26 protein-coding genes are annotated in these 26,085 nt (G+C 32.1%); 15 read left to right on the forward strand and 11 right to left on the reverse strand.

What is annotated here, in order from left to right:
• Positions 1–257: 257 nt before the first annotated feature.
• From HN894_13975 to HN894_14015, 9 genes are all read left to right on the forward strand, one after another.
• Positions 258–1,259 carry a hypothetical protein gene (locus tag HN894_13975; protein ID MBT7144432.1) on the forward strand — a complete coding sequence of 334 codons (1,002 nt, stop codon included), beginning with the start codon at positions 258–260 and terminating at the stop codon, positions 1,257–1,259.
• Between the two features lie 195 nt (positions 1,260–1,454).
• The gene (locus tag HN894_13980; GenBank protein ID MBT7144433.1) at positions 1,455–1,826 is read left to right on the forward strand and encodes a hypothetical protein; all 372 of its coding nucleotides are present in this window, start codon (positions 1,455–1,457) and stop codon (positions 1,824–1,826) included.
• 27 nt (positions 1,827–1,853) lie between these two features.
• Positions 1,854–2,738 carry a hypothetical protein gene (locus tag HN894_13985; GenBank protein ID MBT7144434.1) on the forward strand — a complete coding sequence of 295 codons (885 nt, stop codon included), beginning with the start codon at positions 1,854–1,856 and terminating at the stop codon, positions 2,736–2,738.
• A 43-nt stretch (positions 2,739–2,781) separates the two neighbouring features.
• Positions 2,782–3,771: a 4Fe-4S dicluster domain-containing protein gene (locus HN894_13990; protein ID MBT7144435.1), complete on the forward strand. Its 990-nt coding sequence runs from the start codon at positions 2,782–2,784 to the stop codon at positions 3,769–3,771.
• A complete protein-coding gene (nrfD, locus tag HN894_13995) occupies positions 3,764–5,080 on the forward strand; it encodes a polysulfide reductase NrfD (protein MBT7144436.1) in 1,317 nt (438 codons plus the stop codon). The genes HN894_13990 and nrfD overlap by 8 nt, the downstream gene beginning before the upstream one ends.
• A 79-nt stretch (positions 5,081–5,159) precedes the next feature.
• A complete protein-coding gene (locus HN894_14000; GenBank protein MBT7144437.1) occupies positions 5,160–5,963 on the forward strand; it encodes a hypothetical protein in 804 nt (267 codons plus the stop codon).
• A gap of 102 nt (positions 5,964–6,065) precedes the next feature.
• Positions 6,066–6,419 (forward strand): cytochrome c, encoded by a 354-nt coding sequence (locus HN894_14005; GenBank protein ID MBT7144438.1) that lies wholly within the window; start codon positions 6,066–6,068, stop codon positions 6,417–6,419.
• Between the two features lie 84 nt (positions 6,420–6,503).
• Entirely contained in the window at positions 6,504–7,469 is a 966-nt protein-coding gene (locus HN894_14010; protein MBT7144439.1) for a hypothetical protein, read from the forward strand.
• Positions 7,470–7,475: 6 nt separating this feature from the next.
• On the forward strand, positions 7,476–8,090 hold the full coding sequence (locus HN894_14015) for a cytochrome B (protein ID MBT7144440.1): 615 nt from the start codon (positions 7,476–7,478) through the stop codon (positions 8,088–8,090).
• A 15-nt stretch (positions 8,091–8,105) separates the two neighbouring features.
• Here HN894_14015 and HN894_14020 read toward each other — a convergent pair whose 3' ends face one another.
• The 6 genes from HN894_14020 to HN894_14045 all read right to left on the reverse strand — a co-directional run bounded on the left by HN894_14020 (position 8,106) and on the right by HN894_14045 (position 15,202).
• Positions 8,106–9,782 carry a hypothetical protein gene (locus HN894_14020; GenBank protein ID MBT7144441.1) on the reverse strand — a complete coding sequence of 559 codons (1,677 nt, stop codon included), beginning with the start codon at positions 9,780–9,782 and terminating at the stop codon, positions 8,106–8,108.
• A 14-nt stretch (positions 9,783–9,796) separates the two neighbouring features.
• The gene (locus HN894_14025; protein ID MBT7144442.1) at positions 9,797–10,345 is read right to left on the reverse strand and encodes a sigma-70 family RNA polymerase sigma factor; all 549 of its coding nucleotides are present in this window, start codon (positions 10,343–10,345) and stop codon (positions 9,797–9,799) included.
• A 206-nt stretch (positions 10,346–10,551) separates the two neighbouring features.
• Positions 10,552–11,325: an exodeoxyribonuclease III gene (xth, locus tag HN894_14030; GenBank protein ID MBT7144443.1), complete on the reverse strand. Its 774-nt coding sequence runs from the start codon at positions 11,323–11,325 to the stop codon at positions 10,552–10,554.
• A gap of 137 nt (positions 11,326–11,462) precedes the next feature.
• Positions 11,463–11,972, reverse strand: a complete 510-nt coding sequence (locus HN894_14035) for a hypothetical protein (GenBank protein MBT7144444.1) — start codon at positions 11,970–11,972, stop codon at positions 11,463–11,465.
• Between the two features lie 70 nt (positions 11,973–12,042).
• Positions 12,043–12,546: a hypothetical protein gene (locus HN894_14040; GenBank protein ID MBT7144445.1), complete on the reverse strand. Its 504-nt coding sequence runs from the start codon at positions 12,544–12,546 to the stop codon at positions 12,043–12,045.
• Between the two features lie 403 nt (positions 12,547–12,949).
• The gene (locus tag HN894_14045) at positions 12,950–15,202 is read right to left on the reverse strand and encodes an inorganic phosphate transporter (GenBank protein ID MBT7144446.1); all 2,253 of its coding nucleotides are present in this window, start codon (positions 15,200–15,202) and stop codon (positions 12,950–12,952) included.
• 269 nt (positions 15,203–15,471) lie between these two features.
• On the opposite strand from HN894_14045, the gene HN894_14050 reads away from it, so the two are divergent.
• The 4 genes from HN894_14050 to HN894_14065 all read left to right on the forward strand — a co-directional run bounded on the left by HN894_14050 (position 15,472) and on the right by HN894_14065 (position 19,126).
• Positions 15,472–16,512: a sensor histidine kinase gene (locus tag HN894_14050; GenBank protein MBT7144447.1), complete on the forward strand. Its 1,041-nt coding sequence runs from the start codon at positions 15,472–15,474 to the stop codon at positions 16,510–16,512.
• Positions 16,513–16,622: 110 nt separating this feature from the next.
• Positions 16,623–18,368 (forward strand): phospho-sugar mutase, encoded by a 1,746-nt coding sequence (locus HN894_14055; GenBank protein ID MBT7144448.1) that lies wholly within the window; start codon positions 16,623–16,625, stop codon positions 18,366–18,368.
• Between the two features lie 100 nt (positions 18,369–18,468).
• Complete coding sequence (locus HN894_14060) at positions 18,469–18,699, forward strand: hypothetical protein (protein MBT7144449.1); 231 nt, start codon at positions 18,469–18,471, stop codon at positions 18,697–18,699.
• Between the two features lie 10 nt (positions 18,700–18,709).
• Positions 18,710–19,126, forward strand: coding sequence for a YjbQ family protein (locus HN894_14065; GenBank protein ID MBT7144450.1), 417 nt, complete (start codon positions 18,710–18,712; stop codon positions 19,124–19,126).
• A 141-nt stretch (positions 19,127–19,267) separates the two neighbouring features.
• On the opposite strand, the gene HN894_14070 is transcribed toward HN894_14065, so the two are convergent.
• Both HN894_14070 and HN894_14075 read right to left on the reverse strand, forming a co-directional pair.
• Positions 19,268–19,825 (reverse strand): 6,7-dimethyl-8-ribityllumazine synthase, encoded by a 558-nt coding sequence (locus HN894_14070; GenBank protein MBT7144451.1) that lies wholly within the window; start codon positions 19,823–19,825, stop codon positions 19,268–19,270.
• Positions 19,826–19,919: 94 nt separating this feature from the next.
• Positions 19,920–20,591, reverse strand: a complete 672-nt coding sequence (locus tag HN894_14075; protein MBT7144452.1) for a tetratricopeptide repeat protein — start codon at positions 20,589–20,591, stop codon at positions 19,920–19,922.
• Between the two features lie 362 nt (positions 20,592–20,953).
• Between HN894_14075 and recF the strand changes: the two genes are divergently transcribed.
• Both recF and HN894_14085 read left to right on the forward strand, forming a co-directional pair.
• Positions 20,954–22,075, forward strand: coding sequence for a DNA replication and repair protein RecF (recF, locus tag HN894_14080; GenBank protein MBT7144453.1), 1,122 nt, complete (start codon positions 20,954–20,956; stop codon positions 22,073–22,075).
• 86 nt (positions 22,076–22,161) lie between these two features.
• On the forward strand, positions 22,162–22,452 hold the full coding sequence (locus HN894_14085; GenBank protein ID MBT7144454.1) for a DUF721 domain-containing protein: 291 nt from the start codon (positions 22,162–22,164) through the stop codon (positions 22,450–22,452).
• 197 nt (positions 22,453–22,649) lie between these two features.
• On the opposite strand, the gene HN894_14090 is transcribed toward HN894_14085, so the two are convergent.
• From HN894_14090 to tgt, 3 genes are all read right to left on the reverse strand, one after another.
• Positions 22,650–23,738 (reverse strand): YjgP/YjgQ family permease, encoded by a 1,089-nt coding sequence (locus HN894_14090; protein ID MBT7144455.1) that lies wholly within the window; start codon positions 23,736–23,738, stop codon positions 22,650–22,652.
• Positions 23,739–23,756: 18 nt separating this feature from the next.
• Positions 23,757–24,524 (reverse strand): alpha/beta fold hydrolase, encoded by a 768-nt coding sequence (locus HN894_14095; protein ID MBT7144456.1) that lies wholly within the window; start codon positions 24,522–24,524, stop codon positions 23,757–23,759.
• 92 nt (positions 24,525–24,616) lie between these two features.
• Positions 24,617–25,747 (reverse strand): tRNA guanosine(34) transglycosylase Tgt, encoded by a 1,131-nt coding sequence (gene tgt, locus HN894_14100; protein ID MBT7144457.1) that lies wholly within the window; start codon positions 25,745–25,747, stop codon positions 24,617–24,619.
• Positions 25,748–26,085 lie beyond the last annotated feature (338 nt).

Below are 26,085 nucleotides of genomic sequence, written 5' to 3' on the forward strand. Positions count from 1 at the left end.
TTTAAGTACAAATATATATAATAATTTATTCTCATTGATATATATCAACAAAAATATGATAAAAAATATTAATATTACAAAATAAAATATGTAATACACATATTATTATCATTATTAATGTGATAATTGTCAACTAATTTTCTTGCTTCATGAGGTTTTTATGATTAACATTGACATCGTTTTGTTTAATAAAAACTGCACTATAAATGCAGGTAGAGTATATTGATTTTAAATTATTATTAACTAAAAATTAGATTATGAAAAAGTTTAAAAGTTATTATTTCTTCAGTTTTTTAGCTATTACATTTTTTAGCTTATACATTGTAGGCTGTACTGGAGATGATGGACCAGCTGGACAAGCTGGAATGGATGGTGAGGATGGTACTGCAAACTGTCTTACATGCCACAACGAAACAATGGACCTGAAAACCAAAATTTTACAGTGGACAGAATCTGGGCATGGTAGCGGAGATTCTTATGCAAGAGGTTCAAGCTCAAGTTGTGCAGAATGTCATGCTCATGAAGGTTTTATGCAACTTATTGCTGGCGAGGAAGTAACAGGTGCTGCTTTTCCAACCCCTGTTGGATGTAGAACATGCCATCCTATTCACCAAGCATTCACAATGGATGATTATGCTATTAATACTGTTGAGGCGGTTACACTTAGTGGAGAATATAGTGTTGGAGTTGAAGTTAATATAGGAACCGGTAATCTTTGTGTTAACTGTCACCAATCCAGACTTCGTGAATACGGAATAGAAATTGATGGAACTGGCGACCTTACAATAGCAAGTCATTTTGGCCCACACCACGGACCTCAAACTAATGTTTACGTTGGTGCTGGATTATTCGAAATTCCAGGTTCTGTAGCTTATACCAACTCAGTACATGCTAGTACTATCGACAACGGTTGTGTAACTTGTCATACAAACGAAGGAAATCATACTTTTGAAGCAAGCGAGGACGCATGTGCTGTATGTCATACCGATTTTGATGATGATTTTGATTACCGAGGTGTTCAAACTGATTATCATACAATATATGATACCTTAACAAGCTTATTATTAGCAGAAGGATTGATAGAGTGGGTTGAAGAGGATGAAATGTACGAAGCTATTTCAGGTGAAGTTACTACTCATAACAAAGCTGGTGCTCTGTTCAACTGGGTAGCTCTTGGAGCAGAAGACGGCAGTTTCGGAATTCACAATACCGCATATTCAATGGCTGCTCTACAAAATTCAATTGAAGTATTTAATTAATCTATGGCAACTGTATATTTTTGGATTACAGTATAAATGTTTTAACATACATAGATAATTTTGCATTGGCAAGGAGTAAAATCCTTGTCTATGTATTTTTAAAGCAAAAATTTTGTATCCTTTTAAGGATTTTCAAATAATAAATATGTAGATATAAACCTGTATAAATAATGTAATAATCAATTGAAATTTATTATGAAAAAAAATTATTTAATCAATGGATTTGTTTATGCAATAATTTGCTTTGCTTTGTATTCTTGCGAATATGAAACTGTTCAACCAATGGACCTTCAGCAAACCGATCCAGTTAGTTTTTCAGAACAAATAGCTCCTATTTTCGAAAACGCATCATGCACTAGTTGCCACAGCGGTGCAGTATCGCCTGATTTGACAATTGGAAATTCATACAACAGCATCAGCAGTGGAAATTTAGTTGATGTAGACAATCCTTCGGAAAGTATAATTGTTATGAAAATAAATGAAGGACATGGTACAGCAAACGACGTTTCGCCACCTGACAGAGCATTAATTCTACAATGGATTGAAGAAGGTGCACTGGATAATTAAATAAGCTTTAATTAAAATCTATTAGAAATGAAAAAAAAAATAGCTAACAGTATAAGTATTTTGTTGATTTTAAGTATATTATTTTCTGTATCAACATTTGCCCAAGGTGAAAAACCAAAGAAAAAACCTGTGGATGATAAACCTGTACGCTTTGCTTGGAACGGTGAATTATTGATAGATAATCAAACACCATTAATGCAAAATCCAAAAACATTGCAACTCATTATTCATCACCGTTTCGGAACATTTGGAAATGGCATGTCTGACCTGTATGGAATATATGCACCCTCGAATATCAGGCTTGGTCTGAATTATGGTATAAGCGATTGGCTGACCGTGGGTTTTGGTACTGAAAAGAACAATAAAATGCAGGAACTTAATTGGAAAGTCAAGCTTTTGAAACAAACCAAATCTGGCCGGATTCCTGTTGATATAACATACTTCGGTAATGCGGTAATTGATGGCAGGGATGAAACTTTTTTCGGTGCTACCTATTCTTTCACAAATCGGTTTAGCTATTTTAATGAATTAATTGTATCAAGAAAAGTTACAGATAAAATATCCATATTGCTTGCAGGCTCATACTCACATTTCAATATGGTTGATACTGCTACAACTAATGGAATAGGAAATGATAAAGCCGGTTTGACGTTTGGTGGTCGATACAATTTCCTTAATGATTTGTCATTTATTTTCGAATATGATTATCCATTTGATATTAAGGGAACTGAAGAATATCCGGCAAAACCTAACCTTGGTTTTGGACTGGAAGTTAGTACCAGCACGCATATTTTTCAGATTTTTGCAGCACAATATGATAATATCATCAATCAGAAAAATTTTGTTTTTAATCAAAATGATATGACTGATGAAGGATGGTTGTTAGGTTTCAATATCATAGTCAGGTTTTGATGAATTAAATTTTTTGGAACAGAACAAACTAATAGGTTTTAATATGAACAAAAAGCAGAAAGCTAATGAATCGTCAAGAAGGAAATTCCTTAAAATTGGAATTGGAATTGGTGCAGGTTTAGCAACAGGATTAGGCAGCAGAGAATTGCTGGCTTCAGATTCAGAAATAGAAAAAAAAACAGGGAAGAAAGTTAAATTGTTAACAGCGGAAGGTAAGCTGGTTGAAGCTGATGAATCTTCAATAAGTTATAAAACTGTAAAACCTGCTCTTGGTGAAGAAGCGAAAGAAGGATTGCCTAATAGGAAATTTGTAATGGTAATAGATCTGGCAAGGTGCAAAAATGCCAGAAAATGTGTTGATGCCTGCCAAGAAGGCCATCATTTACCCAAGGATCATGAGTGGATAAAATTATATCTTTTACAGGATTCTGAAGCTACTGCACCATATTGGTTTCCTCGTCCTTGTTTTCATTGCGACAGTCCTTTGTGTGTTAGTGTTTGCCCTGTGGGTGCAACATACAAACGAAGCGACGGAATTGTGCTTGTAGATAATCAAAGGTGTATAGGATGCAAGTTCTGTATGACAGGATGTCCATATTCAGCACGTGTATTCAATTGGACTGAGCCACATGTTGAAGAAAAAACAAAAGAAGAAATAGGGCCTTACTCGCCGGAAACAAATTTTCCTCCTGTTGAAGGTACAGTTGGGAAATGTGTTTTTTGTGCCGATAATCTCAGAAATAATAAATTGCCACGTTGCGTTACTGCATGTCCTATGGGTGTTATTTATTTCGGAGATGTACTTGAAGATACGGTTACAAACGGCTCAGATACTATACGTTTAAGTACATTACTAAAAGACAAAAGTGGCTATAGGTATCTTGAAGAATTAGGTACTCAACCCTCAGTTTATTATCTGCCTCCGGTAAATCGTAAATTCCCGGTTGAAAGAGGTTTTAAAGGTCTTGAGCCGGAAGTAAAGGAAAGGTATTCAAATACTCAGTATATGAACAAACAAAAAGACAATGAATAATTCGAAAGTTGATCAGTTATTGAAGGAGTTTACACCTGAGCTTGAGAACACATCTAAATCATGGTACTTTATTTTCCTAATTTGCATATTGATTTTTGCTTTTGGAATATATGGACTTGTTACTCAAATTACCGAAGGCCATATTGTTACTGGTATGCGCGATCATGTAGTTTGGGGAGTTTATATAGTTAATTTCATTTTCTTCATGGGATTAAGTTATGCTGGAGCACTCATTTCCGGTGTTTTACATTTGTTTAAATCAGAATGGAGAAAACCAATTATAAGGATGTCAGAACTAATTACAGTTATTTCACTGGTGATTGGTCCGGTATTTATCCTCTTTTGTATCGGACGTCTCGATAGGTTACATTATCTGATTATTTATCCTCGAATTCAGTCTCCTATTACCTGGGACGTAATTGCTATTTCTACAGATATTATCGGGTGTTTTATATTTCTCTATTTGTCATTTATTGAAGATTTTGCTTATCTTAGAGATTATAAAAACCTGAATGTTAAACCATGGAGAAAGAAGATTTATAGAATTCTTTCTTTAGGCTATAAAGGTACTATCATACAAAAAGCACGCATAAAAAGATCTAAAAATATAATGGCTGCTATGATCATTGCAATTGCAATTATTGTATATTCGGTATTAGCCTGGATTTTTGGTGTTACACTTCAGCCAGGCTGGCATAGTACTATTTTCGGACCTTATTTCGTTATTGCAGCAGTTTATTCAGGGACAGGGCTGTTAATTATAATTATGTGGATATATCGTGAAATTTATCACTTAGAAGAGTATATAACCCTGAAACACTTCGTTAATATTGGCACTCTGTTGCTTATTGTTGGTGCATTTTACGGATATTTTACTTTTAGCGATTATCTGACCAAATGGTACGGTTCAGTAAAAATGGACAAAAAATTAATTGATGCTCTTTTTACAAACTACTATGGGTTGTTTATATTAGCAAATTATGTAGGAGTTTTAGTACCTATAGTTGTAGTTGGTTTCCGTCGCTTTCGCAACATACGTAATATTACTATTAGTGCAGTAATAACTGTAATTGCACTTTGGGTTAACCGTTTTCTAATTGTGGTGCCAACACTTGAAACTCCTTACATTCCAATTCAGGATACAAGGTCTGAATGGCTAACTTATTCATCTACATGGGTGGAATGGTCATTAACAATGGCCGGAGTTGCGGTATTTTGTATGTTATTTATGCTGGCAACTAAACTGGTTCCAATAGTTTCTATATCGGAGCTTGCCGAAGAAAATGAGCGTGGATTAATGCGTGAATAAGCAAAAAAAAGAAAAAATGAGAAATCAATATTATATATCACAATTGTTCTTTATTCTGTGTTTTTTTACAACAATTGTTATGGTAGCTGAGACAGAGGCTGAGGAAGTTGAAATACTTGAAATATATTCAGATATGTCTTATCTAAAGCAAAGTGACGGAAACATGCAGTTTACTGTAGTGTTTACATTTGATGGAGAAGAAGATACTGAAGCTGTATCGAATGTACCTGTAAGTTTTTATACAAATGAAGATGAACCAGTTAAAATTGCTGAGGTATATACAGATATGACTGGTACAGCAGTTCTTCGAATTGCTCCTGATTATAAATTTCCTTTAAATTATGATGGCTATTTTTATATTAAAGCTGTATTTGATGGAAACGAGAAATTTGAAGGTAGTGAAAGCGAGATTAGCTATATTGATATTTCCTTGGATTTAAGTTTTGATGAAATAGAAGGAAAGAAGTATATAGTTGCAAAAGCGTATAAGCTGAACAAGAGTGGAGGAATTGAAGAAATTAATGACGAAGATGTATTTTTTTATGTGCCCCGCATGTTTACCCGATTACCAATTGGCAGTGGCTATTTGGAAGAAGGAAAGGCTTTGTTGGAATTTCCTACAGAACTACCTGGAGATACAATCGGAAAAGTTACAGTAGTAGCAAGAATTGAAGACCATTCCGTTTTTGGAAATGTAGAGAAAATATCTTCAGTAAAGTGGGGTATTGAAAAAATTAATACCTATTCTGAAGACCATCGTGCTCTGTGGACAGAGATAGCTCCTAAATGGATGATGATTACGCTAATGATCATGCTTTCAGGAGTTTGGGGGCATTACATTTATACAATTGGTCAGTTATTTAAGTTAAAGAAAGATGCTTAATGCTATATAAATATTATTAAACTTTAATTAATGGAGGTAATTATGAAATCTAAACTTAGAATTATGTTAGTGAGTACTTTTGTACTGGCTTTGTTTGTTGTGATGCAATCTTTTATTGTATTACAGGAAAAACCGAAAGAGTGGAAAGTTCCGACTAAATATCAGAAAATGGAAAATCCTACAAAAGGGGATGCTGATCTTAAAGTTGGGAAAATGCTTTACAATAAAAATTGCAAGTCATGCCACGGTAATAAGGGACTGGGTGATGGCCCTAAAGCAAAAAAACTTGATACTTTCCCAGGTAACTTTTCTAAAGACCTGAAAGGGCAAGCTGATGGATCGATATTTTATAAGTCATTATTTGGCAGGGATGAAATGCCCAATTATGAAAAAGATATTCCTGATGAAAATGATATGTGGAATATCATTAATTATATGAGAACTTTTGAGAAGTAATTAAAAACTGTCTTATCAAATGGAGTTGCATGGTTTTGCAACTCCATTTCTCTTTTATTATTAAAATCTAAACTAGTGTTAAGTATGAGAATCTTTCTTTATAAACACATCCTAATTATATTTGTGTTAGGTGCATTAGTTGCAGTTGCCCAAGATGCTGAAACTTCGACAGAAGTGCCTGACTATGTTATTGAAAACGAAGGATGCCTTAAATGCCATGGGGAGCCAAAGTTTAACATGTACAACAGTGATTCTTCCTTGGTTTTTAAGAAACAAATGCACCACATAATTAACAAGGAATTGTATTATGATTCCTTAGCTGTTCATCGTGAATTTAAGTGTATTGATTGCCATTCAGACGAATTTTACGACTTTCCTCATTCGTTAGATGTCAGGTTTGAACCTCCATATACATGTATGGATTGCCATGAAGGTGATGAAGATTATATTCAATTTAATTTTGAAGGAATTGCTGATGAATATATGGCCAGTATACATCATACCACTTATAATGATGATTTTAGCTGCTGGAAATGCCATAATCCACATGGTTATATACTACATGCCAGGAATGATAAGAATGTAAAAGAAATAGTTAAATATAACAATAATGTTTGCCTTAGCTGTCATACTAATGTTGACAGGTTTGAACTGATTTCAGATCATAAAACAATGGATATAATAAGCAATCATCAGTGGCTTCCAAATCAAGTTGCGCATTTCGAAAGTGTAAGATGTATTGATTGTCATACAAAAGTAAGTGATACTACATTGATTGCACATGAGATACAGGGAAAGGATAAAGCAGTAAAAAATTGTGTTGAATGCCATCAACAAAATTCGCATTTGATGGCCAGTCTTTATAAGTTTAGATTAAAAGAGAATAGAATGCAGAACGGTTTTATGAATGCTGTTATTCTAACTGATTCTTATGTGATCGGTGCAAATAGAAATCTGTCACTAAATAAGGTAAGTATCCTGATTTTTATTTTTACACTCGGAGGAATTTTATTACATGTAATTTTAAGGGTTTTTACATCAAAAAAATAAGAAATCATGGCAGATGAAAAAATATATTTATATCCTGTATGGATCAGGATATGGCATTGGTTTAATGCTTTGTCGTTTATTACACTTACAATATCAGGTTTGAGCATGCAATATTCAAATATTGATTTCACAATATTACCTTTTGAATTATCAGTTACACTACATAATTTTTCAGGTATTGCTGTAATTATTCTGACTACTTTTTTTATTGTTGTAAATCGTTTCACCCGAAATGGTGATTATTATAATATAAAGTTAAAATCTCTGGCTACAAGACTTACAAATCAGTCGAAATATTATTTATTTGGAATATTTAAAGGAGAGTCATGCCCATATCCTGTTAGTTTGGAAAGGAAGTTTAATCCTTTACAACGGCTAGCATATGTATTGGTTATGTATATATTCTATCCTGTTTTAATAATTTCGGGAATAGGATTATTTTATCCGGAATTAATACCTATGAACTTCTTAGGATTGAACGGCATATTATTGACAGCAATCTTACATGCAACATTGGGATTTATATGTTCATTGTTCCTTATTGTACATGTATATTTATGTACTATGGGTAAAAAACCAGGTTCGCTTTATAAAGGTATGATTACTGGATACCATCAGTAGTATTCATTTTATTAACTACTCCCGGACCAAATAAACAATTCCAGGAATTTCAATTGGATTATCATTTAGGTCTTTGCCAGAAATTATGTAATAGTACATTCCGTTTGAGGCTGGCGTACCATCGTAAATATTTCCATCCCAACCTTTATTTGTATCTGCCCATTCATATATTTTTTCACTTCTTTTGTTAAGAATTATACAACGAAAGCCGGAAATTGAGTTTGTTTTTACTGAAAATACATCATTTTTGCCATCACCATTTGGTGTGAAAATGTTTGAAACTTCTGCAATTTTGCCATTTCCTGCAATAATTTCACTTATTTCAAGCGAATCGGTACAACCTGCGTTGTCTGATATTTTTAGTTTCACAATATATTTTCCTGCATTCAAATATAAATTTTCAGGATTTTTATTGTTGGAATAATTTCCGTCTCCAAACTTCCATTCATAATTAATTTTCCAGTTACCCGAAATAGCCTCTCCGTTTATAGTTGATTTATTTCTAAAATATACAATTGTTGGAATTGTTTTTTCGTAATTAGAAATCTCGAAATCGGCTTTTAGTTTTGGTGGCTCAGTCAGTTTTTTAGAATTGGATGAACTACAACCATTTTGGTTTTTCGTAGTTAAAGAAATAGTGTGTTCGTTGCTATTTTCCCAAAACAAACTAATTGTATCTTTAAAAATGTCGCTAAGTCTATTTCCCGTAAGGATGCCATCGTCAAAGTCCCATGAGTAGTTTCGTATCTTTGGGTCTTTTATCAAAATTTTTGCAATTCCACCAAAGCATTTTATTTTTTCGACTATAATAAATTCGGAATTAGGAATATCCAAAAAATCAATTATCACAGGATTTTCTGTACTGCAAGCAGAATTCGTTTCAGTCCAAATGATTTCTTTTTTGCCAAATTCTGCTGAACTGAATTTTGTTTTCGTGCTGGTATGATTTTGAGCTACAATGTTTTCGGGGAATTTCCAAAATCCGGATTTGCCTTGAGAATTAAGCGTAATTTCAAGTCCGCAAATTTCCTGCGATTCAATTTTTTGAACTTCAGGAATTTCTACAAATTCAATTTCAACTTTTGCAGAAACAGATTTTTCATTCAGGTTTTCAGTCCAAATAAATTGATAAACACCATATGAGTTTGCCTGAATTTTTGCATTTGGGTCGCTATTTGCATTTTTATATTTGTCTGAATTGAATTGTATATTTTTTGAACTACAAGTCCAAATTGCTTTGGAATTTTTATTTGTAAGAATTGCATTCAACTGAAAATCTTGCCCGCAAATTATTTCATTTTCTCCGGCAGAGGTTTTCAGAAGTTTTGTTTTTTTCTGGTTTTCAGAAGTTTGAGTAGGAGATTTTTCAGTATCCGGTTTTTTCGATATAGTAGATTTAATATTTGGTTCATATATTCTATTTTCCACTGCAACATTTTGGTTTTTCAATGGTCTTGAATTTGTAATTTTATTTTCCTCAGAAAAATTGCTATAAAAAAACATCGAAGAAACTATAGCTATTGCGGAAATTCCTAAGATTAAAAACCGATATTTTGAAACAAAACCAGCCTTAGGCTTTATTCCTCTTGTAGCCTTTATTTTGTCTAAAACACGATTGGGAGCTTCAGGAGAATAATTCTCGAATTTGTCTCTAATCGTTTTTTCAAATCTATTTTCAGTAATGTCTTCCATTTTTCAAATCAATATTATTGCTTGTTGGCAATCTTTAGTTCTTCCAAGATTTTTACTTGAAGGTGTTTTCTTGCCTTTGCAAATTGTGTTTTCGAAGTACTCTCAGAAATATTCATTATTTCGGCAATTTCACGATGTTTGTATCCTTCAATTGCAAAAAGATTGAACACCATTTTGTATCCTTGAGGCATGCTTTGAACAATTTGCATTAGCTCGTTTGTCGATATTTTCGAGATTATTTCGTTTTCGAAAATCAAACTGTCGCCAAAATTTTCTAAATCGTAATCGTCTGAGTGGCGTTTATTTTTCTTATAAAAATTTATTGCTGTGGTAACCATAATTCGCCTTAGCCAACCCTCGAAAACTCCTTCGAATCTAAAGTGCTTCAAATTGTCGAGTACTCGTATAAACCCATCGTGTAAAAGATCTTCTGCTTCCATTTTGTTTTTGGCATATCGCAGACAAATACCAAATAATTTAGATGAAAAGCGTTTGTATAATTCATCTAAAGCTTTTTCGTCATTTTTTAAACATCCTTTTATTAATTCTTTTTCCTTTAGCATTTTTCAGCTTTACCAATTGACAATTTGCTATTGTAAATAGTTGTACGTGATTATGGAAAGAAATTGGAAATTCGAAACTAAAAATCTTAATAATTGTAAATTTCTATATCTTTAGATTATTGAAAATCTGAAAATTAGCAAAATATCTAAGTCAAATAAATTAAGCATTATTTCCGAAGCCCACTAAAATCCCAAATCCCCAATTTCTAATTTCCAATTTCAATTTCAACACTAACCGGACAATGGTCTGAATGAAAAACCTGAGGCAAAATTGAAGCCGATTTTATTCTATCTTTAATTGTTTCAGAAAGCATAAAATAATCGATTCTCCAACCAAGATTTTTCTGTCTGGCAGCGGCGCGATAGCTCCACCACGAATAATTGTGAGGCTCTGAATTAAATAATCTGAAACTGTCGAGAAATCCGTTTCCAAGAAATTTGCTAAGCCATGCTCGTTCTTCAGGCAAAAATCCGGAAGTTTTTTGTTGTCTTTTTGGGTTGTGAATATCGATTTCTGTATGGCAAATGTTAAAATCGCCGCATACAATAAGATTTGGCCTTGTGGTTTTAAGTTCGTTGATGTAATTGTAAATATCGTCGAGAAACTCCATTTTAAATTTCTGCCGAATATCTCCGCTTGAACCGGAAGGAAAATAAATATTTAATAAGGTCGTATCTCCATAATCGCAGCGGATAACACGACCTTCGTTATCATATTTTGGATTTTTCATTCCGTACTCGTGAAAATCCGCTTGAGTTTTTGTAAAGATTGCAACTCCGCTGTATCCCTTTTTTTGTGCTGAAAAACAGAAACATTTATAGCCAAGTTGTTCAAATTCAAGTTGTGGTATTTGCGAAATTTGTGCTTTGCTTTCCTGAATGCAGAGAATATCGGGATTTTCGGTTTTTACCCAATCTATCAATCCTTTCTTTACCGCTGCTCTAATTCCGTTTACATTATACGATATTATTTTTGCCATGTCTAATTGTTTTAATTCAATATTATAGACAAAAATAGATTTTTCAATTAGAATATAATGTTATTTCTTTTCCGGAAATTTTCTGAAAATTGAATGAATTCTAAAAGATAGGTTCAACGCACAAATGGTAAATGTTTTTATCTATGATCAGGATTTCTTTTCCCAACCGTGAAGTATAATAGACGAAGGAAAAAGTAAATGTCAACACAAAAGATTAGGTAAAGATTAAACATATAGTTTTCTCTGTAATGCGATTCGAAAATTCCACTTCCGTTTAAAAATGAAATGGCAATAATCACAACTGCCAAAATTCTAATAATAGTAGTAGAAATCTTTGTAATATTTAATTTTCCAAAATATTTTTTATTTCGTACCAGAGCAGCAATGTTATAGCTTACCATTACAAAACAATGCAAAGCCGAAGCAGACCGAAAGGTTGTATCTTCATCAAAATATCCTTTTAAGACAACTGGAATGACACAAAAAACTGCAACTATACATGCTAATTCAACCATCATGTAAAATCGAACCAAATTCACTTTGTCAAGGTCTGTCCATTTTTCAACTTTTGGATTCAATATGGAAAAAAGTGCAGCAAAACCCGCTATTGTAACAGATAATTCACTTAATGTTAAAAGTTCTTCCATAAGTTTTTGGGCACTTTTGTTTGTAAATAATTAATTTGTCAAGTCTTTCAATGAATTGTTTTTTATATTTTTAGTTGACTTTTTTTATTCCAATAGAGAAATAAAGCAGGCGTAGGAAAAAGTATATATCAACTACAAAAATTAAGTACATATTAAACATGTAACTCTCTCTATAATACGATTTAAAAGTACCCAAACCATTTAAGAGGGCTATTACAATAATTACAATTGCCAGGATTCTGATGACAACTGTAGAAAATCCTGCAATGTTCAATTTCCGTAAATGTTTTTTGTTACGTACAAGTGCAGCATAATTGTAAACTATCATTGTGAAAAAATGCAGCACAGAAACAGAGCGAAATGTTGTTTCCGGCTCAAGATACCCTTTTAAAACTACGGGTATGATACAAAAAACTGCAACGATACATGCTAATTCAACCATCATGTAAAATCGAATCAAATTCACTTTGTCAAGTTCCGTCCATTTTTCAATTTTAGGATTTAATATCGAAAAAAGTGCGGCAAAACCGGCTATTGTAACAGATAATTCACTTAGTGTTAAAAGTTCATCCATGAATATAAATGCAATTTTTTACATCAATAATTAAACTTGTAAAATTTTTCTTCCAAATCTTTTTTCAATGATACAGTTTTTTGTAATATTCTCCAAATAGTGAGGATATAATAATTCATATACGTGACAAAAATGTGGGATTCTGCCACTTATTGTAACAAGTTTTTGCAAATTTATGTCTCCCAATTGTTCGCTTGTTCATTTGCATATTTGTCAATAATTGACTTCAATCTTTCATTTCAGAATTTCAATTTATCCATGAAGCTGGTGAAATTTCTGCCAAATATTTTGCTATTGTCCTTCAGAAAAATTGATAAATTTATAAAATAATTCTAACAAATTACTATTAACTAATTTGCAAATGAGTATTACAAATTATTGGTTTTTTGACAAATAAACTCTTTTATGACTTTGCTGAAGTTTTACTTAATAATAGGAAATCTCTATAAGCCTTAAGTAAATTGATTGCAAAAAGAAGCATGTTTTTGGTTTCGTACAAAATACCGAAATATAGCATGCTATTTTTAGTTCCTGTATCTTCACTTTTGATTTTATTAATTTGTTCTTTTCTATAATCATCAAGAAGTTCAAGAATTTCTTGCTGTTTTGAAATTGCAGTTTCAACTTCCGAGAATTCTTCGCTTTCAATTATTTTAAGCATTTTTTGAACAAATTCATTCAAGTCAAGTTTTACTTTTATTAGATTATCAATTTGGTATTGTGCCAATCCGGGATGATTATTGTCGATATGCATAAAGCTAGGATTCGATATAAATGTCATGCAGTGTGCCATTTCTCGAACATAGTCCAAAATCTGAACATAAAAAGGTCCGGATTCTATCGAATCGTCGCGGAAATTTTTGAGTGTTTTAAAAATGTTGTCTTTCAGTTTTTTGGCATTCGTATTCAATTGATTCACTTCGTTTTTTACACTAAGAAGTTGCTTGCGGTCTTCGTTTATCAATCCTACTATTGTTTTGTTGTATAAGTCAGAAAACTGGTTTATATTATAAATAATTTTTGAAGAACTTTTCTGTAATACTTTACTTTTTTCATAAACAATATTTTCTTCTTCAAGTTCTTTTTCTTTTTTGCTTTCTTTTTTGCTGTGAATTAGATGAGTTCTGTAAATAACCAAAGCGGCAAGAGCTATTAACAAAGTAATTGCAACAATTCCGCCCCAATTGATGATTAGTGCAACAACAAATGATACAGTAAATGCAATTAATGCAGTAAAGAACCAACCTCCAATAATGGTTAAAACGCCGGTTACTCTATAAACTGCACTTTCTCTGCCCCAGGCACGATCGGCAAGCGAGGTTCCCATTGCAACCATAAATGTTACATATGTTGTAGATAATGGAAGTTTCAATGATGTTGCAAAAGAAATCAAAATACTTGCTACCACAAGATTTACTGAGGCTCTCACTAAATCGAAAGAGATTTTATCATCATCTGATTTTTCCTGCAAATAACTTGATTGGTCAAATTGCTTATCAATTTTTTGGGAAACCGTAGCCGGAATCAATTTAGTTACATATTTATTCAAATTTAGTCCACCTCTCACAACCGATCGTGCGAAAATACTTGAGCCAAATCTTTCTTCCCCTTCATCTTGTCGGCTTAAATCGAGAGAAGTTTTTACAACCGATCGTGCTTTTTTTGATAGCCACAATGTAATTACCATAATCAAACCCGCGATTATAAGATATTCTGTAGGTGTTTTAATTTTCCCTGTGAGCATGGACATCGAAAAAGTATCAGGATTTCCAGCATCTGCAATCCATGCTTTATACGACTCGAATCCTGCAAGTGGAACTCCAATGAAATTTACTAAGTCGTTTCCAGCAAATGCCATAGCTAAAGCAAATGTTCCAACTAAGACGATGGTTTTCAAAACATTTAGGCTGAAAATCCATGAAAATAATTGCAAAAGAACAGTCCAAATAATAAAACTATAGAGTAATATTAATAAGGTATTTTCACTTATCCAGGCTTTCATTTCACTTGTCATGAAAGAAGTCCCTTTGGCTCCTTTTATCAAAATGAAATATGTAATAGCAGAAATTGCAATGCCTCCCCAAATTGAGCCATATCGTTTCACATTTTTCTTAAAATTAAAAGAGAATATCAACCTAGTAAAATACTGAACAATAGCACCCACCGAAAATGCCACAACAACAGATAACAATATGCCGGAAATAATAGCCATAGCTTTACCTGTATTGATATATTCGGTAATCTCAAGGGCATTTGGGTCGTTCGTAATTTTGATGATTGAAACTGCTACAGCTGCACCAAGAAGTTCGAAAACAATCGAAACCGTAGTTGAAGTTGGCAAACCAAAAGTATTGAACATATCTAATAATATGACATCAGTTATCATGACTGCAAGAAATATTATCATTATTTCGGAGAAGTAAAAATGCTGTGGATGGAAAATTCCCTTTCGTGCAATTTCCATCATGCCGCTCGAAAATGTAGCTCCCACAACTATTCCAAGACTCGCCACTATCATTAGAACCCAAAATGGAGCCGATTTAGACCCAATAGCAGAGTTCAAAAAATTTACCGCATCGTTGCTAACTCCTACAATCAAATCGGAAATTGCAAGTGCAAATAAGACTACAACCAAAATAATGTAAAATGTCGTCATAATAATTACTATTTAATATTTTTTGCAAAAGTAAATAGTTGAAAATTACGTATGTTAATTTAATGTTAGCATTTTATTAAATCTTTTTGTGATAAAATTCAAACTCTGTATATAATTGAAAGTTAGGGATATATGATTTTGGTTCAAAAAATGAGGATTGATTTACTCAGAAAATGGTATCAATACTTTATTTTTGATTTCAGTTTTTTCACTTTTCTTTATCTGCCGAAAATGTATATTTGTAAGCAAATTGTAATTACAAATTCATTATGAAGTTTTCATCGCCAAAGCAATTATCGATTTTCATTTCTGTTTTAATATCCGTTGCATTTCTAATATTAGTTAGTGTTTCTCATTTCTTAGAAATTTCTCTTTGGGTGTATTTGATATTAATTTCACTTTTTGTCTTTATACTATTCTATGTTTTACTCTTATTTTTATTCAAAGATTTTATTACAAATAAGATAAAGCCTATTTATAAAATAATTCATAAAATAAAGGATAGTAGCTATTTATCCAATGAAAAGCTTGAAAGTGGAGACATTATTTCGGCAGTAGAAAAAGAAGTAAAAGAGTGGGAACATCTAAAAACCAAAGAAATAGATAGTTTAAAAGCAAATGAAAAATACAGAAAAGAATTTCTTGGTAATGTTTCTCACGAACTGAAAACGCCAATTTTTAATATTCAGGGATATATTTTTACACTTTTAGATGGCGGACTTGAAGACAAATCGATAAATCGGAAATATCTTGAACGAGCAGAGAAAAGTGTAAATCGATTGGTCAATATTGTTGAAGATCTTGTTACAATTTCTTTCATAGAATCGGACGAGATAAAACTTAAATTCGAAAGATTCAACCTAATTTCTGTTATTGAAGAGATTTTTGAAATGCAGGAAGTGAGGGCTTCTGAAAAAAATATTTCCTTGAAATTCTCCAACAAACTTACAAAGCCGGTTTCTGTATTTGCTGATAAAAAAGGAATATTTGAGCTTATCAGTAATTTGATTATTAATTCGATAAAATACGGAAACACAAACGGAAACACAGAAATTGAAATATTTGACATGGATAAAGTTGTGGTAGTCGAGGTTAAGGACGATGGAATTGGAATAGCCGAAAAATATCATCATAGAATATTCGAAAGATTTTTCAGAATTGAAAAAAGCCGTTCAAGAAATGAAGGCGGAACAGGGCTTGGCCTTGCAATTGTAAAACATATTATCGAAGCACACAATCAAACAATTAGTATGAATAGTGCTGTTAATCAAGGCACTTCATTTACTTTTACTTTACAAAAAGCTATTTGATTACTTATATATCTCAAAGCATTTTTCTCCAAAAAGCCAATTTAATAAAGCAAATTAATTTCTTATTTTCGCAAATTGATTTGTTGAATAGAAAAAATAATTTTATTGATATGAAAAACACAGATAATCTGACACTTGTAAAAGAGAAAGCACAACAATGGTTGGAAGGAAGTTATGACGAAAAAACAAAAGAACAAGTAAAATATTTGCTTCAAAATGATGAGAAAGACTTAGTCGAATCTTTCTATAAAGACCTTGAATTTGGAACTGGTGGTTTGCGAGGAATAATGGGAGTTGGAACAAACCGCATGAATATTTATACTGTTGGAATGGCAACTCAGGGATTGTGTAACTATTTGAAACAAAATTTCAAAGACAGGGAGCAAATAAAAGTTGCAGTAGCATACGATTGCCGCAATAATAGTCCTCTATTTGCCGAAACTACAGCCAATATTTTTTCTGCAAATGGAATAAAAGCATACCTTTTTGAATCTTTGCGACCAACTCCTGAACTTTCGTTTGCAATTCGTCATTTCGGATGCCAAAGTGGGGTGGTAATTACAGCTTCTCACAACCCAAAAGAATATAATGGTTTCAAGGCATATTGGGACGATGGTGGGCAATTAATAAATCCGCACGATGTGAATGTTGTTGAAGAAGCACGTAAAATTACTGATATAAATGAAGTTAAATTTTCCGGAAATAATGACCTTATAGAAATTATTGGAAATGAAATTGACGAACTTTATCTCGAAAATGTAAAATCGCTTTCATTGTCGCCCGAAGTGATTGAACAACAAAAAGATATGAAAATAGTTTACACTCCAATTCATGGAACTGGGGTTAAATTAGTCCCCGAAATTTTGCGAAAATATGGCTTCACTAATATTTTTAATATCAAAGAGCAAGATAAAGTTGATGGTAATTTTCCAACAGTAGTTTCGCCGAATCCAGAAGAACCAGCAGCTCTGAAAATGGCTATTGAGCGAGCACAAGAAGTTGATGCAGAAATTGTTATGGCAACAGATCCCGATGCCGACAGAGTGGGAATTGCTGTGAAAGACCTAAACAATAATTTCACTTTGCTAAATGGAAATCAGACTGCTGCAATTTTGATTTATTATCTGCTCAGAAAATGGTCGGAGAACGGAAAAATTAAGGGTAAGGAATACATTATCAAAACAATAGTTACAACAGAGCTATTAGTCGATATTGCCAAAAAGTATAAAGTTGAATATTTCGATACTCTTACCGGATTTAAATTTTTTGCCGATATTATGAAAAAATTGGAAGGCAAAAAAACTTATATCGGAGGCGGTGAAGAAAGTTACGGTTACCTTGCCGGCGAATTTGTTCGCGACAAAGATGCAGTTATGGCATGTGCATTAATTGCAGAAGCCACAGCATGGGCTAAAAATCAAGGCAAAAAGTTAATCGAATTATTGATAGAGATTTACATCGAATTTGGTTTTTATAAAGAAAACTTAATCTCAATTGTTAAAAAAGGAAAAGAAGGAACAGAAGAAATTAAAAAAATCATGGATAATTTCAGAAATAATCCTCCTTCACATATTAACAATTCGAAAATTGTACTTATCAAAGATTATCTTTTACAAGAAGAAAAAGACCTTAATCTAAATACTTCAAAAGCAATAGAATTGTCAAAATCAAATGTTCTACAATTTTTCTTAGAAGATGGATCTAAAATATCAATTCGTCCTTCGGGAACAGAACCTAAAATAAAATTCTATTTCGGAGTGAAAGAAAAACTTGAACGAAAAGAGGATTTTGAGACAGTGAATAGAATTTTAGATGAGAAAATTGAAAGTGTAATTAAATCGCTGAAACTAAGGTAGTTTATGAAACTTCATGGGTTTGCAAAATTGTTTTTTTGATATAGAAATTTAACAATAAAAATCTGATTCATTGTCAAACTAAAACGATAAACATAGCAATTTGAAAAAAATAATAGAAATATTCACAGGTTGGAGAAATTTGTTTTTTGGCAATCCGGAAACCAAAGAAATGGCTGAAGCCAGAATGAAAATCTGTACGAGTTGCGATCATGCCAGCGAAAAAATATATTTACATTGCAGTGCCTGTGGGTGCTATATTCCTGCAAAAGCAAATAGCAAAGAATCGGATTGCCCAATGAATTATTGGGATAACGAAGAATACAATAACTAATATTTACGACATGAAATCATTTAGAAAAGAGCTTTGGTATAATACATCAAAAAGAAGAGAGTTGATAAATATAACTCCTGAAATTGATAGTTGTGTTTATGAAAGCGGCATTCAGGAAGGCTTTGTGCTTGTGAATGCAATGCACATAACAGCAAGCGTTTTTATAAACGATGACGAATCGGGTTTGCATCAGGATTATGAAAACTGGTTAGAAAAACTAGCTCCTGAAAAACCATATTCGCAATATCATCACAATGGATTTGAAGACAATGGCGATGCACATTTGAAGCGTACAATAATGGGGCGAGAGGTTGTTGTTGCCATTACTAATGGAAAATTAGATCTTGGCCCATGGGAGCAAATTTTTTATGGAGAATTTGATGGAAAAAGACGAAAAAGGGTCTTGGTGAAAATTATTGGTGAATAGCAAATTGTGAAATTCTTTTTCATTACAACAGTTTTATCTTTACGAAAAGATTAATGAAATATTAGTCAAACTTATTTCAGCTTATAAATTGAAGATTCCTTCAATCAAAACTTCGTAATCATAAAATTTGTTGAATGGTTTTTAGAATGCATCATCATCGAAGTCATCATCTTCATCAAAGTCGTCATCTTCTTCAAAAAACTCCTCATCTAATAAATGATCGTTTAAAGCTGCCATTTTGATGGCTGAAATTGCTGCTTCAGAACCTTTGTTCCCAAATTTCCCACCGGCACGGTCTTGGGCTTGCTCAAGATTATTGGTCGTTAAAACTCCAAAAATTACAGGGATATCAGCATCTATATTTACTTGGGTGATTCCGTTTGCTACTGCTTGACAAATATAATCGAAATGAGGAGTTTCGCCTTTGATAACGCAAGCTAAAACTATAATTGCATCAAATAGTCTGTTTTCTACAAGGGCTTTTGCTGCATATGAAAGTTCAAATGCTCCAGGAACTGAATATTTTTCTATTGCTTCTTCCGTCGCGCCATATTGGATGAGTGTATTGCAGGCTCCTTCATAAAGTGCTTCGGTTATTTCTTTATTCCATTCAGCTACAACAATCCCAAACGAAAAGTTTTCGGCTGATGGTATTAAATTAAAATCGTTATTAGTACCATTACTTTTGTTTGTCTGCATAATTTATTTCCCTTTTTTTAAGATAATGATTTATTAGAACAAAAAAAAAGTACCAAAATTGTCTTGATACTTTTTTTTCAGAAAATTAATTCAATTATTTCATTTTAGCTCTTTGAATATATTTTTTAATATATCTTCCTTCGTTAGATTTTTCGTATTCTATATCAATTCTTTCATACAATTGCAGGGCTTTCTCGTAGTCGCCAAGTTTCTCGTAAACCAAACCTGCTTTCATTAAATAAAGTGGAGTTGTAAATTCGTTCTCAAACTTTGAAGCTTTCAGGTAATAATCTAAGGCTTCGTCAGTATTTTCGAGTTCCATATTTGCATCGCCAATTGCACCGAGCGAAACGGGCTCTAAAATATAATCGTCAGAATCAAAAGTTTGTAAGTGCTCAATTGCCGATTCGTAATCTCCGAGTCTTAGGTAAGAAATTCCAGCATAGTAATTTGCTAAATTCCCAACTTTAGTAACTCCAAATTCATCTATAATATCAAGAAAACCAAGATTATTTCCGTCTCCATTTAAAGCCAAATTAAAAGAGTCTTTCTCGAAATATTGTTCTGCAAAGAAAACATTTGCTAATGCTTCTTCTTGCAATGGTTTGATATACAATTTGTTGTATGCTAAATAGCCTCCAACTATAATTACAATAGCAGCTACAATAATCGATAAACTTTTCTGATTATCCTCAATGTACTGTTCCGTCTTACTTAATGCATCCTCTACTATTTCAAAGTTGCCGTCCGTTTTTTTCTTCGCCATTTCAATATTATTTTTCTTAAAAAGTTCGCAAATATAATTCTTTTATTTCTAACAAATAATTTTTAGTTTAATTTTAAAAAATATTTTAGCTCAAAGCAAGAAATTGTGATTGTGTAAATAGTTTTTTATTTGAGAATTCGACATGGTTTTATTACAAATATTGTTTATTTTTCTGGGATATTTCACTAAATTGTAGTTTTCGATAAATTCGTAATTCTTATTTAGATAGTTTATATTTTTGAATTCGAACCTTTTGCAAACAATTTTCTCTGATATAATAAATATTAATAATTTTACCATTTTAAGAAGACTAATTTTAGTTCGGTTTTATAGAAAAGTTAATAAAAGTTAGAGAGTGTTTTATGTTTTTACAAAATCTATCATTAATAAATTTCAAAAATTACGATATTGTCGAAACCCAATTTTCGCAACGAATAAATTGTTTCATTGGAAACAATGGTGTTGGAAAAACCAATATTTTAGATTCTATTTTTTATCTGTCGTTTTGTAAAAGTTGTTTCAATTTTTCGGATTCGAGCAATATTAAACATAAAAGAGATTTTTTTGTAATTCAGGGAACTTATAACAAAAATGAGAAATTAGAAAAAATCTATTGTGGTGTTAAATTAAACCAGAAAAAACAATTTAAACGAAACGACAAAGAATACTCAAGGCTTTCGGAGCATATTGGGGTTATCCCTCTTGTGATAATTTCGCCAATGGATAGCAACCTTATTGTTGGAGGCAGCGACGAAAGACGGCGATTTGTCGATACTGTTATTTCGCAATTCGATATTAATTATTTGCGCAATTTGATAAAATACAACAAAGCTTTAACTCAACGAAATGCCTTTTTAAAATCTATATCGCAAAAACCAAATTTCGATAGCGATTCAATTGAAATTTGGAACGAACAACTTGTGTTTTATGGTGAGAAAATACATGAAAAAAGGGTCGATTTTATAAATAGATTAATTCCTCTTTTTCAGAAATATTACGATATTATTTCTGAAAATAGCGAGATTGTCGATTTAGAATATTCATCGCAGTTGAACGACAGTGGCTTAGAAAAACTTTTGATTGAATCGTTAGAAAAGGATAAAATTCTTCAATACACGACTAAAGGTACCCATAAAGACGATTTGGTTTTTAAACTCAAAAATTTTCCTCTAAAAAGAAATGGCTCACAAGGACAACAAAAAACATTTATTGTGGCTCTGAAACTCGCACAATACGATTTTATGAAAATGACAAATGATTATAAACCAATACTTTTGTTAGATGATATTTTCGACAAGTTCGATGCAAAAAGAGTTAAACAGATTGTAAAATTACTTTCGGGAAACAATTTTGGGCAAATTTTTATTTCCGATACCAGCCAGGATAGATTGCATAAAATACTTTCTGAAATTGATATTGAAAATATAATATTTAATATCGAAAATGGAATTATTACACAGGCTGACAGTTTCGCAAACCAATGAGTCTAAAATCACATTCTGTTTGCATTCAATGTTATTATAATTACTAAAACATTGAATTTTAAATAAATACATAGTTGAAAAAATAAATGAGAAGAAACAATACAGTAGCTGTAAAATCAATTGTTGAAGAAATACTTCAAAAAAACAAATTAGATAATAAACTGAAAGAAGTTAGGCTAATTAAAAATTGGGAATTTATAGTTGGAAAAATTGTTGCAAATGCTACTACAAATCTATATATAAAAAATCGTTGTCTTTTTATTCATCTCAGTTCATCGGTTGTTAGGAGCGAACTTCAAATGTTGCAGACAACTGTAATTGAGGCTGTAAACAAATATGCCGGAGAAAAAATTGTTGAAAAAGTTGTTTTACGTTGAAAAAGGATGAACCAGGGATTTAAGAATTTGAAGATTTAGGGAGACTTCTAAAAATACAAATTTCTTCGTTGTTTCTAAATTTTAAAATCCTCATTTACAATAGCAAACTGCGGTATTACAATTTCTTACGCCTTGAACTTTACTATTTTTAGAACTCCCCTTAGAAATGAATAAAATCAAATCTCCAATTCTCAAAACTATTTCGGAGCAATTCGATAAGAAATATATCCTACAAAAACAAATATTATATTTGGTAGCCAAACAGCAACAAGCGGATTAAGGCTGCCATTTATAGCAAATTGAGACGAAAACCTCATAAATAAAATGTAGCTAAAACTTATTGCAATTCCTAAACCGATGTGTAGTCCAATACCTCCTTTCACTTTTCTTGATGCAATAGTTACGCCTATTAAGGTCAAAATAAATGTAGAAAAAGGGTAAGCAATTCTATTATATTTTTCAATCAAATAACTTTCAATATTGCTTGCACCTCGCACTTTTTGTTGTTCAATAAAACTGTTCAGCTCGTGAATGTTCATTGTTTCAACAATGTTGAGCCGGCTGCTGAAATCTTTTGGTTTAACCGTAAGGCTTGTGTCAATTTTTTTCCCTTTTTCAAAACGCTCATCTAAGCCATCAATATGCCTGATAAAGTAATTATAAATATCCCATTTTTTTGTTTCCTTATTCCATTTTATATAGTCGGAAGTAAGTTTTGAAACTAATTTTTTATCTTCAAATTTTTCGAGCGAAAAAAGTTGCCCGGTGTGAGTAGTAGTGCTGTAACTTTCCATATACATATAAACACCAGGCAAGATTTGTTTGTGAATATGCTTATCGTAGTTTCGGTACGGATTTTTCAAATATTTTTCAGCAAATTCGAGCCTGTTTTTATTTGCAGGAGGAATAATATAGCTATTCAAAATAAAAGAAAACAATGCAATAATAATTGCCGAAAGCAAATATGGAAGCATTAATCGCAGAAAGCTTACACCACTGCTTAAAATTGCAATAATCTCGGTATTGTATGCCATTTTCGATGTGAAAAAAATTACTGCAATAAAAGTAAATAGAGCACTGTACAAATTCACAAAGTAGGGCACAAAATTCATGTAATAATCAAAAATGATTTCAGACAATGGAGCTTCTTTTTCTATAAAATCATCAATTCGTTCAGTGATATCAAAAACAATGGCGATGCTGATTATTAAAATTATTGCGAAAAAGAATGTCCCAATAAATTTTTTAATTATATAAATGTCTATTTTTTTTAACATAAAAAAGATAACAGTTTGTTGTGTCTTTTATTTTTTCAATTCTTGTTGTAGCCAATTTCTAATTTCAACTAATTCGTTTGGTGTAATTGCATGATCTGCATCATACTCTTTATATTCCGTTTTTATTCCAAGCTTTTTCAAAGATTTATGAACTTCTCTGGCATCTTCAATGAGTACAATTTTATCGTTTTTGCCATGACCAACAAATGCAGACAGATGAGAGTATTTTTCAGATGTTGAAATTTTTTCACTTAAATCTTCGCCAAGCTTGCCACTCAAAGCTACTATGCCATTTATTATTTCGGGAAACAAAATCATAAATTCGAGCGACATCATTGCACCCTGACTGAATCCCAAAATATATACTTTGTCGGGATTACAATTATTTTTTTCAATATAGTCCTGAACAAAATTTTTCAAAGCATACAAACTTTCTGCTGCTTGCTGTTTGTCGTAATCGTGAACTACACCATCCTTAAAAATCAATTCGTACCACGCAAATTTGCCTTTTGATAACTCAATTGGGGCTTGCATGCTTACAATTGTAAAATTGGAATCGATGTCTGAAAATACCTTAGAAAAATTTCTTTCATTGCTTCCAAAACCATGAAGCAAAAGTAGCAATGGTTTTTTCGCTTCATTTTTTGCTTTGGCTGGAAAAACATCATATACAAATGGGTGATGTATTATCGACTTTTGAGGCTGTCCACAGGAAATTCCAAAGATTATAATCCCAATAAGAAAAACTACAAACAGTTGATTTTTCCACAACTTTAAATTACAGACTGTTTTCATTATGTTTTTTTAACATTAAATTTTTATCGGTAATTGAAATTGAATATTCAAATAGAAACTGAAATTTTCTTTAGATTATTAAGTAATTTATTTCAAAGTCTAAACTTTACAGCATTTGTCATGTTTTTTTTCCATTCATGAAATTCGCCCGAATTAATTTTTTCTCTCGCTTCCTTTACTAACCACAAATAAAAAGCAAGATTGTGAATACTTGCAATTTGTGCTCCGAGAATTTCTTTAGAAACTATCAAATGTCGCAAATATGCCTTCGAATATTGAGTATCCACAAAACAATTGTTTGCCGGATCGATAGCTGAAAAATCGTTTTCCCACTTTTTATTTCTAATATTTATGATTCCTTCGCTGGTGAAAAGCATTCCATTTCTGCCATTTCTGGTTGGCATAACACAATCGAACATATCTATTCCCAGTGAAATAGCTTCCAGAATATTTTCAGGAGTCCCAACACCCATCAAGTAGCGTGGTTTTTCTTCGGGAAGAATGTTGTTCACAAGCTCAATCATTGAATACATGTCTTCTGCCGGCTCGCCTACCGACAATCCTCCTATTGCGTTTCCTTCGCAATTGAAAGAGGCAATTTTTTCGGCAGATTGTTTTCGTAAATCTTTGAAAACACTTCCCTGAACTATAGGAAAAAATGTCTGTGAATGAGCATATTTTGGCTCAGTTTTGTCGAAATGTTCAATGCCTTGCTTCAACCATTTGTGAGTTAGCTCCATAGACTTTTTCGCATATGAATATTCGCAAGGGTAAGGTGTGCATTCGTCAAATGCCATAATTATATCTGCACCAATAATTCGTTGAATATCTACGACATTTTCAGGTGTGAAATTATGTTTTGAACCATCGATATGCGATTGGAAAATTACTCCTTTTTCGCTAAGTTTTCTCCTTTCGGCTAAGGAAAAAACCTGATAACCACCACTATCGGTCAGTAGTGGTTTTTTCCAATTTATGAATTTATGTAGCCCGCCTGCTTTTTCAATAATATCTATTCCAGGTCGCAAATAAAGGTGATAGGTATTTCCAAGAATTATTTGCGATTTAATATCATTTATCAACTCTCGCTGATGAACTGCTTTTACAGTTCCGGCTGTCCCGACAGGCATAAAAATTGGAGTCTCAATTTTTCCATGATCAGTTTCTATTAAACCCGTTCGTGCCTTCGAATTATTATCTTTATTTAAAATATTAAATTTCATTTCTATATTTTTTCGGGAGGCAAAGATACAGCATTTTTTTTGTGATTTTTTTGTATTTATATTGATATCTGATATGGGAAAATATGGATATGATCTCTAAACAGCAAGTTTGAAAATTTTAGCAATTTACTGAAGAATGAAAAAAAATAAAACTTTTTTCTCTCACATAATCAGGCATATACAATCATTTTCTGAAAATACGCTCAAAAAACATGAAAGATATTTTGGCTTTTTGTTATTACTATATGAAAGGCATTAGTTTTTTGAAAAAACATTGAATGAAAAAATTAGAAAAAAGAATAAATACTATTCAAAAGATTATAGAATTTCTTGCAAAC

This window comes from Bacteroidota bacterium (assembly GCA_018692315.1).
In the GTDB taxonomy this organism is placed as follows: Bacteria; Bacteroidota; Bacteroidia; order Bacteroidales; family JABHKC01; genus JABHKC01.